Below are 12,749 nucleotides of genomic sequence, written 5' to 3'. Positions count from 1 at the left end.
TACCTATATCAGCGTCACACCCAGTTCTTCGCACACCGATGATATAGGGTTCGCTCCCGTCATTCCAACGTTTCCGGCGCCGCCCGAAGCCGACCCTGCAAATAGCAGCGCCACCGGACGGCCCTCCTCGTCCACGATCAGGGACCCGCTGTCTCCGGGCCGGCTGAAAGGCTGCGGCGCCATGTCGGTCTCGATGACGATTTGCCCGTCGAACCGGGCCACGCCAACGCCGACATCGACCAGATAGTTATTGACATTGACGGCGCGCACCCGGCCACGCGTATGACGGGTTGTGCGCCCTGTCTTGAATACCGTCATGCCGGGCACCGCCTCGACCAGTGCATCCGGTCGCAGGGTGATGGCGGGCGCAGGCTCGTCGGAACTGTCATAGAGCGTGTGGCGGTCCTCGCGCCGGCCATGCTCGGTGAGCGCAGCGACCGCGGCATCCACCCGGTTGGGGAAGCCGCCGAACTGGATCGGCACGAAGCGGGCCAGCTCGCAGATGACGTCTTCCACCGGCCTGCCGCCGTCGCGCGCACCGGGCTGCATGATCGTCGTTCCGACAGCCACGGCGTTGACATCTGCAAGCACGTGATTGTTGGAAAGGATACCTGTCCTGCCACTCAGATTGTCGCGACAGAAGCAGCCAAGCGTGCCGGCATAAGGAACGGTCGTTGGGGCAATGCTCACGCCGGGCCTGATGGGATCGTTGCGCACAGTCGTCCAAAGCGGTTTCTGGCGACCGATGTAAAGCACATCGGCCTCGCCTCTGGCGAAGCCGACAATCTCGTCGACCACCGTGCTGCGAACCTTGTTGCGATTCTGCACGAGCACCGCCAGCCTGGCCTCGTCGCCTCGCGCGCCGGTGATGCCGAGCGCGATATCGTTCAGCCCTTGCCGCGGCGGCCTTCTCGGTCGCGCCGATTTCGTCTCGAACAGCATGGGATCGAGGAACAGTCCGGGGGACGGCCGGGCAACGCCCGCCATCGCCGGCAGTTCGATGAACTGGAAAATCTGCGAAAAGATGCGCGCCTGCAAATCGAGCGCGGATTCGAACTTCATCTCATCCTCCTCCAACGCCCGCCCGACGATTCGGAACTGTAGCAGAAAAGCTCACCCAGCGATTAGCGCCAGCAAACGCCATAACGGATGACGGCTGACGTGGCCGGCTTTTATCGTTGACGAAGCGCGTCGTTGAAGTAACCCGACGGACTTCGCCCCATGCTGCGCTTGAATGTTGCGGCGAATGCGCTCGCGCTTTGATAGCCGCAGTCCAATGCGACCGTTACAACGGGGCGTCCCTCTGCCAGAACGGGCAGGGCAGCGAGCAGCCGGGCCTGCTGCCGCCAACGGCCGTAGGTCATGCCGGTTTCGCGTTCGAAATGACGCATGAAACTACGCCTGCTCATCCCGGTTCGGGAGGCCGCCGCATCCAGTGATAGGTCGGTGTCCGGTTTCGCTTGCAACACGCGACAAAGGTCGCGCAGGCGTTGGTCCGAGGGCATGGGTAGATTGAGCGGTTCCGTTGGGAGAAACGTCAATTCGTCCAGCAACAGTTCGCTTATGCGTTGTGCGAAGGCCGTGACGGCGTGGCCCTGCAGTTCGACTAGGCGCAGGATCAACTCCCGCAACAGGGGCGAAACTTCCACCACGCCGCAGGATGGAGGCAAGGACCGGGCGGCATCCGAACGGACAAAGATTGTGCGAAACTGGACCGGCCCGTGGCTGCGGGTTGCATGTTCCACCATTGAAGGAACCCAGACCGCACGGTTGGGCGGCACAACCCATGTGCCGCTTTCGGTCGTGACCGACACCACGCCGGATCGCGCATAGATCAGTTGGGCATTCTGATGCCGATGCGGCGGACCGGCGAAGGAGACATCGTCCTGCGCGACGGCGGATACGGCAAGCGAAAGCGGTGCGGGATAATTCAACGACATGAGTTGACCCTTTTGCGCTCAATAATGACCTTTACGCGCAAGAATGCCAATGCTCACGTGCATATTATGGATCGCAGAAACGGATTTTCCGGAAAGCTGCCGAGTGTTCGCTTGCGCCCGCCCCCTCATGTCTTTTTCGACGGCATTCACCGCTCCGTTGGATGGCGTGCGCCTTGCTTCGTTCCTTCTTCTCCTTCGACTTACCGGCGACCGTTGGGCCTGATGGCGACCCGACGGTCGTAACCTGCCGTCAGTACCCGTTCCGTTGCCGAAGTCGCTGCCCGACGCAGCAGAAGGAATTTATTGCCATGATGCACAACCCCGTCCATAAATACCGTCCTTTCATTTCCCCGATCACGTTGCCCGACCGCCAATGGCCGAACCGCCGATTGACGCAGGCGCCACGCTGGGTTTCGACAGACCTGCGCGATGGCAATCAGGCGCTTGCCGATCCGATGGATGGCGAAAAGAAAATGCGCTTCTACCGGATGCTGCTGGAGATCGGATTCAAGGAAATCGAGGTTGCCTTTCCCTCGGCCTCGCAGACGGAGTTCAATTTCGTTCGTCGGCTCATCGAAGACGATCTTATCCCTGAGGATGTGACGATCCAGGTGTTGACGCAATCGCGCACCGACCTGATCGCGCGCACCTTCGAATCCCTGCGCGGAGCGCGACAGGCCATCGTGCATCTCTACAACGCGACGGCGCCGCTGTTTCGCCGCGTGGTGTTCAAGATGGAGAAGGAAGAGATCATCGATCTCGCGGTCTGCGGTGTAACCGCGATGCTGGAAGAAAGCCGGAAACAGCCCGAGACTCGCTGGACTTTCGAATATTCGCCGGAAACCTTCTGCTTTACCGAGCCTGATTTCGCGTTGGAAATTTGCGAACGAGTCCTCGACGTCTGGCAGCCGACGCCTGAAAACAAGGTGATCCTGAACCTGCCCGCTACGGTCGAAGTGGCAATGCCGAATGTCTATGCGGACCAGATCGAGTGGTTCTGCCGCAATCTCTCGCGCCGTGACAGCGTGATTATAAGCGTGCACCCGCATAACGACCGGGGCACGGCGGTTGCCGCGACGGAACAGGCTCTGCTCGCGGGGGCCGATCGTGTCGAGGGCTGCCTGTTCGGCAATGGCGAGCGCACCGGCAATGTCGATCTCGTGACGCTGGCGCTGAATCTCTATACGCAAGGCATCGACCCGCAACTCTATTTCCCCGAGATGCGCTCTGTGGTGCGCACGGTCGAGCATTGCAATGCCTTGCCGGTTCATCCACGTCATCCCTATGCTGGCGAACTGGTGCATACAGCCTTTTCCGGCTCCCATCAGGACGCCATCCGCAAGGGCTTTACCGCGCATGAAAGCCGCAATGACGGCATATGGGAAATGCCCTATCTGCCGATCGATCCAAAGGATATAGGCGAGACATATGAAGCCGTCATCCGCGTCAACAGCCAGTCAGGCAAGGGAGGCGTGGCATGGATACTGGAACAGGACCGCGGGCTGAAGCTGCCGCGTCCGCTGCAGATCGATTTCAGCCGCCGCGTTCAGGCATTTGCCGACGATACGGGCAAGGAAACGACTGCCGAAATGATCTGGTCGCTGTTCAGCGACGTTTATCATCTCGATAGGAACGCCGATTTCGAACTGCTGACCTACAAGGAAAGCAGACCGGCACGTAGCAGGGAAGCACGTATCTTCGCCGGGCGTATTCGACATCGCGGCAAGGAGATCGCCATAACGGGGCGAGGTAACGGTTTGATATCAAGCGCGGTCGCGGCTCTGCAGGCCAGTTGCGGCATCGACCTGGAAGTCGTCGACTATCACGAGCATTCACTGAAGAAGGGCACCTATGCGCAGGCCGCCGCCTATATTGAATGCCGCACCCATGATGGACGAAAAATCTTCGGCGTCGGAATCGATGACGATGTCGCGACCGCGTCGGTGCGGGCCGTCCTCAGCGCCGCTGCCGATTATACCGGCATCGCATAGCAATGTTCGTATCAGATAGCATATGAAAGCAATTAAAGCGGTTCCGTTTGAAACGGAACCGCTCGAACACGTTGCTTTTACGATTGAGCTCCAGGCGCCTTCGTCGCCGGAAACGAGCTCAGGTTCTTGGTCATTCGAGCCAGCCGCGCCCACAGGGCCACGCCGACGGTCTGGTTGCCATTCGTGAAGTCGTATTTCGGATTGTGCAGGATGGCGAAATCTTCGCCGTTCCGAGGCGCAGGAAGCAGCCCGGCTTGTGCTCGAGGGCGGCATGGGCCCGTGACAATCCTGGTCATTCCGCGATATCCGGAAGTATCTGATGCAGGACGATTGCCCAGACTGAACCGAAGGCGATAGACGATCCTAGAAGATATTGCATGAAGTCCGGCAGCGTTTTCACAAAATCTTGCGGAGCAAGCGTGGCGAACAGAGCCATCAGCACCGGTAGGCCGATCACCAGCATATTGCGCTCATTAAGCACGGTGGCGCGCACCACGCGGAAGCCGTTCATGGCGATAACCACGCACAAAACGCCGAACACACCGCCGATCACCGGTTCGGGAATGGAAGCAATGATGGCTGCGAGCTTACCGATCAGCCCGAAGACGACGAGGAAAATGCCGGCGGCCGCGAAGGCCACGCGGCTTGCGATGCCCGTGATTGCGATTATCCCGGCATTGGAGGAATAGCCTGTCACCGGCGTGCTGCACAAAAGTGCACTGATCAGGCAGCCGATACCCTCGCCTGTGGCACCCCGATCCAACTGCTCGTTGGATAGTGGTTTTCCGGTGACCGCGCCAATCGCAAACCACGTACCGGTCGTTTCCGCCAGCACTACGAGATAGACGATCAGCATGGAAAGGGCGGCCGGTAGCGAGAAGCTGACTTCGAGACTGGCGAATGCGAAGCGTGGCAGTGAAAACCAGCTTGCCGCTGCAACACCAGAAAAATTGAGCTGCCCCATGAAAAACGCCGCTACGCAGCCGGCTGCAAGCGCCAGAACCACCGAGAAAAGGCGGAGCCATGTTCCGCGCGCGCCAAGCACGATGCCTGTTAGCATGCAGCTGACCAGAACCGCCGCCGAAATGAAGGCTAGCAGGATATTGCCACCAACCGTTGCGCTACCGTGCACTGCAAACACGCTCGAATTGAGGGCGACCGGCATCAGCGCCACGCCAACCACGATAATGATCGTCCCGCCAACGACAGGTGGCACGAAGCGGCCCACGAGCTTGTGGAAGATCTTGGTCGGCGAACCGAGCAGGATCATCAGGATCGCGCCCGGAATCAAAGCCCCGATCACTGCCGAAAGGCCAGAAAGACCGCCGCCGGCCGCAAAGGCGATTGCCAGCACCGCGCCGATCGGCACAAAGGAAGGCCCCTGCATCACCGGCAAGCGCATGAACAGTTGCGACTGAATGAGCGTGGCGAGCCCCGCCGCCACGAAGGCTGACTGGATGAAAGAAGTGGCGTCGCCGAGCCCGAAGGAAAGTGCCGACGCGATGATGAAAGGTACGATGTAGACATCCATGGCCAGCACATGCTGCAGACCGAGCGCGGCAGCCTTGCCCGCCGGCAGGGGATCGTCCGGTTGGGCGATCAGTGTGACTTCCCTTTCGGAATGTTTCACCGCGATTTGTTCCATCTTGTTCCCCTCGATTGCGGCCGTTCCTCATATTCGAGCAGCTGCGTGCAAAGCATTGCATGCCGGTCGGTGGTCGATCATGGGATTGCATCGCAAGAAAAAACAGGGGTGCGCGGGTTTGCTCACCGGTTTTATTGTGGGTTATCCTGTACTTTCTCCCTCTTTTGATAACGGGAATCGGGATGAAAAAGCGCCCTTTCACACTTGCCGCGACAGCCTTTCACACACCGGAGCGGGGCATTTTGGAGGTGCTGGAGAAGCACCTGTTTTCAATCGATGCCGAAGGCCGTATCGCGGATATCCTCTCTCCCGCCGATGACGGGTATGAGCAAAAGAAGGAGGCCGCGCGGGCTGAGAGGACTCTGGTGGAGCTTGCGGCCGGCCAGTTTCTGCTGCCGGGGCTGATCGATTTGCATATCCACGCGCCGCAATGGCCACAGATGGGCAAGGCGCTCGATGTTCCACTCGAGGTCTGGTTGCAGAAATACACCTTTCCGCTGGAAGCGAAATATGCCGATCTCGATTTCGCCCGTACAGTCTATGCTGATCTCGTCGACGGACTGATTGCCAACGGCACGACCACCGCGCTTTACTTCGCTACCATTCACGGTCCCGCATCGTTGGCTCTGGCTGAAATATGCCTTGCAAAAGGCCAACGCGCGCTAATCGGCAAAGTGGTGATGGACGACCCCGTCCAGTGCCCAGACTTCTATCGCGATGCCGACGCAACCACGGCGATCAAGGAAACCGAACAGTTCATAGAGGCGGTGCGGGCGCTGGCACCGGGCAAGCGACCACTGGTGCAGCCGGTGATCACGCCGCGCTTCATTCCAAGTTGTACCGACGAAGCCCTGAAGGGACTCAGTCATCTCGCCGCTCGCTATGACTGCCATGTGCAAACCCATTGCTCCGAAAGCGATTGGGCGAAAACCTTTGTGGAAGACCGTTTCGGCCAAAGTGATGCGGCAAGCCTCGATGGCTTCGGCCTTCTCACGCGCCGCACCATCCTCGCCCATTCGAATTTCATCGATGAGGAGGATATGAACTTGATTGCAGCACGCGGCGCGGGCATCGCCCATTGCCCGCTTTCCAATGCCTATTTCGCCAATGCGGCGTTTCCGCTGCGCGCAGCCCTCGACCGGCATATGCATGTCGGGCTCGGAACCGATATTTCAGGAGGCTACAGCCCCTCGCTTTTCGATGGCTGCCGCCACGCCCTTTCCACCTCGCGAATGTTGCAAAGCGGCGTCCACGCCCATCTACCGCCGCAAGAACGAGGCCTCCCCGGCGCACCCATCAACCATTGCGAGGCCTTCTGGCTGGCAACGGCGGGCGGGGCCCAGGCACTCGACCTGCCTACCGGTAGCTTCCGGCGCGGCCTCGAATTCGACGCCCTGCTGCTCGACACTAGAGTCGCCCATTCCGATATCCACATCTATGACGGCTACGACACGCCGGAAGATGTGTTTCAGAAGATCGTCCTCAACGCTACTCACGGCAATATCGCAAAGGTATGGGTGAGCGGTAGGGAGATCTTGAAGGGAATTGAGCCCCGTTAGCGAAGATGTCTATCCCGAACAGGGTTGATTGCAGGGTTGCGTTGCAACCGTTGTGGTAATTCGGACGAGGTCTCCCCTTGAGGAGACCGTTTGATGTTCAAAGGCCGTCATTTCGACCGATCAATGATCCTGCTGTGCGTTTGCTGGTACCTCGCCTCTGGTCTGGGCTAAAGGCTTTGCAGCGCCACGGCAGGTCAGACCGCATCGTCATCGACGGGTAGCCGGACCAACCGGGAGGAGATCACCTCCTACGATGCCGGGAGCCGCTTGCGGGATAAGTCGGGGCGAGCGCTGAAGCGAATCAGCATCGCAAGAGCCAATACCTCAACAGCCGGATCGGGCAGGGTGATCGGCGCATCAAGCGCCGAACACAACCGTAGCCGTCACGTGGGCTCTGCAAGCTTGCGGAGACGGCCCGGCAGCTATTCAGGTGCGTTGACGATAACCTCGGTCTTCGCGAATTTCGTCACGTCGATCAGGCCCATGTCGGAAATGCGCAGTTCGGGGATGACAACCAGCGCCAGCAAAGAGTGCTGCATATAGGCGTTGTTGAGCCTACAGCCGCATTCGCGCATGGCTTCGACAAGACGGCCCGCCTTGTCGGCCACAGCTTCCGCGCGCTCGTCCGACATCAGGCCGGCGACGGGCAGCTCGACCAGCGCAACCTCCCTGCCCCCGGAGATCATGACGATGCCGCCGCCGACCTCCTGCAGGCGGTTCGCGGCCTGCGCCATGTCGGCCTTGTTGGTGCCGACCACGATCATGTGGTGGCTGTCATGCGCCACCGTGGAAGCCATGGCGCAATCGCCGGTGTATCCAAAGCCCGAGACGAAGGCGTTGACCACCTCGCCCGTGGCACGGTGGCGTTCCACCAGCGCGATCTGGCAGACATCGTTGGCGCAGTCCATCTGTACCAGTCCGTCCTTGACCGGCAGCTTGCGTTGCAGCGCCTTGGTCGGTGCCTGGTTCTCGACCACACCGATGACGCGCACATTCACCTCGGACGCACCGGGCGCGGCAATGTCGAAATCGGTGGCGGTCAGCTTCTTGCCGAGCTTCACCGTATTTTTGGCGCTGTCCGGATAGTGATAGGCCGGAATGTCGGCGACAAGCCTGCCGCCCTCAGCCAGCAGCTTGCCGCGGGCAAACACCATCTCGACCGGCAGTTCGGCCAGGTCCGAGGTGACGATCAGATCGGCGCGGCGGCCCGGCGCGATCGACCCCAGCTCGCGTTCGAGGCCGAAATGCTGGGCCGTGTTCAGCGTCGCCATCTGGATCGCGGTGACCGGCTTCAGCCCTTGTGCGATGGCATGGCGCACGACGCGGTTCATGTGCCCGTCATTGACCAGCGTGCCGGAGTGGCTGTCATCGGTGCACAGGATGAAGTTGCGCGGATCGAGCCCGCGCTCGGTGATCGCCTTGACCTGGGCTGCGACATCGTACCATGCCGAGCCGAGGCGCAGCATGGCGCGCATGCCCTGACGCACGCGGGCGATGGCGTCATCCACCGTGGTGCCTTCGTGATCGTCGGCCGGGCCGCCGGCGGCATAGGCATGGAAGGCACGGCCGAGATCCGGCGAAGCGTAGTGACCGCCCACCGTCAGGCGGGCGGCCTGCGTGGCGGAGATCTCGGCCATCATCTTGGCATCGTTGCCGGCGACACCGGGGAAATTCATCATTTCGCCGAGACCGACGATGTTGGGCCAGCCCAGTGCCTGGCGTACATCCTCGGCGCTCAGTTCCGCGCCGGCCCGCTCAAGTCCCGGCGCGCTCGGCACGCAGCTCGGCACCTGCACAAGGATGTTGATCGGCAGGCTCTGCGCCTCGTCGTTCATCAGCTTCACGCCGGCGAGGCCGAGCACGTTGGCGATCTCATGCGGATCGATGAACATGGTGGTAGTGCCATGCGGGATGACCGCGCGCGCGAATTCGGTGACCGTCACCAGTCCGCTCTCGACATGCATGTGACCGTCGCACAGTCCTGGCACCAGATAGCGCCCCGCAGCATCCACCACCTCGGTGGCCTCGCCGATGGCATGGCCGGCGTCCGGCCCGACATAGGCGAAGCGGCCGGCCGAAACGGCGATGTCGGTGTTGGGCACGATCTCGCCCGAATAGACGTTGACCCACCTGCCGTTGCGGATCACCAGATCGGCCGGCGTGCGCCCCATTGCCACATCGACCAGTCGTGGGGCGGTTTCGAACCATGGCTGCAGCATGTCCTGCATGTCCTTTCAATTCACATCACAAAACCGGACGGGACCAGACCGGCCCCGTCCTTGTCGTTGCCGGCTATTGAACCTGCATCACCAGCATGGCTGCAAGCAGGGCCACGAACCACATCACCGGCTTCACTTCTCTTGCCTTGCCGGCCACCAGCTTCAGCACGACATAGCCGATGATGGCGAGCGAGAGGCCGAGCGTTATGGAGAAGGTCAGCGGGATCAGAATAATCGCCAGGAAGGCGGGAATGGCATCCTCTACACTCGACCAGTTGATGCGGCCCATGGGCTCCGACATGAACAGGCCGGTCAGGATCAGCACCGGTGCCGTGGCAATCGCCGGCACCAGAGAAAGCAGTGGCGACAGGAACAGGAAGGGCAGGAACAGCACGCCCGAGACCAGCGCCACGAGGCCGGTGCGGCCGCCCTGGGCGATGCCGGCGCCCGATTCCAGATAGACGGTGGCCGGGCTGGTGCCGAGCGGGGCGGAGATCATCGCCGCGACGGCATCGACATGCATCGACTCCTTCACATTGCGCGGCATGCCATCCTCGTCCTTCAGATTGGCGGCTTCCGCCAGCGCAAGGAAGGTCGACAGCGCCTCGACGAAGTTGGTGAAGAGGAACACGAAGATGAAGGGCGCATAGGCGACCTGCAAGGCGCCAAGCAGGTCGATCCTGCCCACGAAGCTGAAGTCGGGCGCCGCCAGCATTCCGCTCCAGTTGACCAGCGTATGCAGGTCGGGGGTTTCGGGCCAGAAGACGCTGCCGTCACCCCACCAGCGGCCGATCGGAATGGCGAGGATGGTGGTGATGATCATGCCGGCCATCATTGCGCCGGGCACCCGGCGCACGACGAGCGCCACCGTCATGATGAAGCCGGCAATGAAGGTCAGGGTGACCGGATTGAAGGTCGTCAGTCCGACGATCGTGTCGGGGTTGGCGACGATGAACTTGGCATTCTCCAGACCGATGAGGGCGATGAACAGGCCGATGCCGCAGGCGATACCGTAGCGCAGGTCGGCGGGTATCGCCTCGATGACGGCCGTGCGCAGATTGAGAACCGCCAAGATGGTGAACAGCACGCCCGCCCACAGCACGCAACCGAGCGCGATTGCCAGCGGCACCTTGGCGCCGATCACCATCGTGTAGGCGAACAGCGCGTTGATGCCCATTCCGGGCGCCACCAGGATGGGGCTGCGGGCATAAAGGCCCATGGCGCAACTGCCGACGAAGCTCACCAGCACGGTCGCGGTGACGCCGGCCGAGAACGGAATGCCTGCATGTTGCAGGATCGAGGGGTTGACAATGATGACGTATGAAGCAGCCAGAAACGTAGTCAGGCCGGCGATGATCTCGGTACGGATCGTCGATCCGTACCGGCTTATTTCAAAGAAGCGGTCGAGGAAGCCGTGAAGCCCGGGTTGCCCCCGGCTTCCGGCGCGCGCCGCGATGTTCGACTGATAGCTCATTTTTCCTCCCGTATTGAACTTCATCGAACCGCAGAACCTCTCCTCATTCTGCGGCGATGGGCCTGGCCGTCGCGCCGGGCTCCGGCAGCAGCGGCGAGATGATCTCGAGATTGACGCAGTCCACCACGCCGAGGTCGGTGATGGCGTAATCCGGAATGGCGGTGATCTGGAGCACGAACATGTACATGAACGGCCACGGCAGATCGCAGCCGAGCGCGCGCGCCGCCTCGTCCAGCCTTATTTCGAGCGCCGCCATCTCCTGCGGATCGATGTCGGAGACAATGCCACCGATCGGCAGGTGCAGGAACTCGACGACCTTGCCGTCCTTCACCACCACCTGGCCGCCATTGTTGGCGATGAGGTGGTTGATGGCGACGGCCATGTCCTCGGCATTTGCACCGATGCAGATGATGTTGTTGTCGTCCGGGGCGGTCGAGGAGGCGATGGCGCCGGTCTTCAGGCCGAAGCCGGAGGTGAAGGCGACCGGGCGGTTGCGCGTCTTGCCGTAGCGCTCGACGACGGTGACATACTGCACATTCTGGCCGATATCGGCGAGCACCTTGCCGTCCCTGACCGGCAGTTTCACGTCGCGGCGCGTGCGCACGAAGATCTTCTCCGGCGTGACGGCGATCGCCAGCACGTCGGCGCTGTCGCCGCCACCGGCATAGGGAACGGCGAGATCGGCCGCCGTGACCGGCTCGACCCTGACCGATTTCAGCAGCGCCTCGCTGCGCACCGGCGGCATCAGTTCCACCGCCATGCGGCCGTCACGCGCGGCGACCGCACCATTGGCGATGACCGCCTCGACGCCGAAATTGCGCAGGTCGTCGACGATCAGGATGTCGGCGATCCGACCGGGCGAAATGGAGCCCACCTTGTGGTCGATGCGCAGCGCCTCGGCCCCGTTGATGGTCGCCATCTGGATCGCCGCCATCGGCGAGATGCCCATGGCAATCGCCATGCGCACCATATTGTCGAGATGGCCGCGCGCGAGGATATCGCTCGCCACCACATCGTCGGTGCAGAAGCTGATGCGGCGCAGCGCCTTCACGCCCATTTCAGTGACGATACGCAGATTGTCCGACAGGAAATGCGAGATCGAGGATTCGCGCACCACGACATGCATGCCGGCACGCAGCTTCTCCAGCATTTCCTCGGGCGTGTAACTCTCATGGTCGGCGCGCACGCCGGACTGCATATAGCCGTTGAGGCGCGCGCCGCGCGTCATCGGGCAGCAGCCGAGCACCGGCAGGCGACTCCGCTCGCCGATCTCGAGCGCCTTGAGCACGTCTTCATCCTCTTCCTGGATGAACTCGCGCACCGTCTCCCAAATGCCGACGCATTCGGGCCAATGGTGAGTGGCGAGATGATCTTCGGGGCTGAAATAATGGCCCACTGTCGAGCGCGGCATGGTGTAGGGCGTCTTGCAGGGCGCACCCCAGAAAACCTTGAGCGGCGTCTGCTTCGCCTCGTCAAGGAACTCGCGCGCGGCATCCGGGCCGCCGACGACGATGATCTGGTCGAGACCCGAGACGATCGAGGTGGTGCCGAGCGGCACCACGGCCTTGGCGAAGCTGGTGAGCGACAGCTTCGAGCATTCCACGTGGAGGTGGCCGTCGATCATGCCGGGGCACAGATATTTGCCGGTGGCGTCGACGATCTGCGTATTTGGGCCGACATGGTCGGAAATGTCGCCGATGGCGATGATGCGCTCGCCGTAGATGGCGATGTCGGCCTGGTAGATCTCCTCCGACACCACATTGACAAGTCGTCCGCCACGCACCGCCAGCGTTGCTTTGGCCTCCTTGCCCGACGCCGCGCGAATAAATTCCCGAATGTCCGTCACTTAAGCACCTCCTGATGGAAGGGGTAGTATTTGGTGACGCCGGCGTTTGCACAACTGGTCAAATCCAGCTATTTA

At 61.5% G+C, this 12,749-nt stretch carries 8 protein-coding genes and 2 pseudogenes; 3 read left to right on the top strand and 7 right to left on the bottom strand.

Features of this window, described 5'->3' with window-relative positions; translation table 11 throughout:
- Window positions 1-3: 3 nt before the first annotated feature.
- A complete protein-coding gene (locus ABID37_RS19440) occupies window positions 4-1,062 on the bottom strand; it encodes a trypsin-like peptidase domain-containing protein (RefSeq protein ID WP_354197744.1) in 1,059 nt (352 codons plus the stop codon).
- Between the two features lie 110 nt (window positions 1,063-1,172).
- Window positions 1,173-1,940: an AraC family transcriptional regulator gene (locus ABID37_RS19435; RefSeq protein WP_354197742.1), complete on the bottom strand. Its 768-nt coding sequence runs from the start codon at window positions 1,938-1,940 to the stop codon at window positions 1,173-1,175.
- A 308-nt stretch (window positions 1,941-2,248) separates the two neighbouring features.
- On the opposite strand from ABID37_RS19435, the gene leuA reads away from it, so the two are divergent.
- On the top strand, window positions 2,249-3,931 hold the full coding sequence (gene leuA, locus ABID37_RS19430; protein WP_354197861.1) for a 2-isopropylmalate synthase: 1,683 nt from the start codon (window positions 2,249-2,251) through the stop codon (window positions 3,929-3,931).
- 77 nt (window positions 3,932-4,008) lie between these two features.
- Here leuA and ABID37_RS19425 read toward each other — a convergent pair.
- Together ABID37_RS19425 and ABID37_RS19420 are read right to left on the bottom strand one after the other, a co-directional pair.
- Window positions 4,009-4,199, bottom strand: a pseudogene (locus tag ABID37_RS19425) (hypothetical protein); the annotation flags it as partial.
- Window positions 4,200-4,223: 24 nt separating this feature from the next.
- A complete protein-coding gene (locus ABID37_RS19420; protein WP_354197740.1) occupies window positions 4,224-5,576 on the bottom strand; it encodes a solute carrier family 23 protein in 1,353 nt (450 codons plus the stop codon).
- A 182-nt stretch (window positions 5,577-5,758) separates the two neighbouring features.
- On the opposite strand from ABID37_RS19420, the gene guaD reads away from it, so the two are divergent.
- Both guaD and ABID37_RS19410 read left to right on the top strand, forming a co-directional pair.
- On the top strand, window positions 5,759-7,135 hold the full coding sequence (gene guaD / locus ABID37_RS19415; RefSeq protein WP_354197738.1) for a guanine deaminase: 1,377 nt from the start codon (window positions 5,759-5,761) through the stop codon (window positions 7,133-7,135).
- A gap of 93 nt (window positions 7,136-7,228) precedes the next feature.
- Window positions 7,229-7,512, top strand: a pseudogene (locus ABID37_RS19410) (hypothetical protein); the annotation flags it as partial.
- 45 nt (window positions 7,513-7,557) lie between these two features.
- On the opposite strand, the gene ade reads toward ABID37_RS19410, so the two are convergent.
- From ade to ABID37_RS19395, 3 genes are all read right to left on the bottom strand, one after another.
- A complete protein-coding gene (ade, locus tag ABID37_RS19405) occupies window positions 7,558-9,354 on the bottom strand; it encodes an adenine deaminase (protein ID WP_354197859.1) in 1,797 nt (598 codons plus the stop codon).
- A gap of 73 nt (window positions 9,355-9,427) precedes the next feature.
- A complete protein-coding gene (locus tag ABID37_RS19400) occupies window positions 9,428-10,828 on the bottom strand; it encodes an NCS2 family permease (RefSeq protein ID WP_354197736.1) in 1,401 nt (466 codons plus the stop codon).
- Window positions 10,829-10,871: 43 nt separating this feature from the next.
- A complete protein-coding gene (locus ABID37_RS19395; protein WP_354197734.1) occupies window positions 10,872-12,674 on the bottom strand; it encodes an adenine deaminase in 1,803 nt (600 codons plus the stop codon).
- Window positions 12,675-12,749: the final 75 nt, after the last annotated feature.

The sequence above is a fragment of the Aquamicrobium terrae genome (assembly GCF_040545735.1).
Taxonomy (GTDB): Bacteria; Pseudomonadota; Alphaproteobacteria; order Rhizobiales; family Rhizobiaceae; genus Mesorhizobium; species Mesorhizobium terrae_A.
This window is presented reverse-complemented; position numbering and strand designations above follow the sequence as displayed.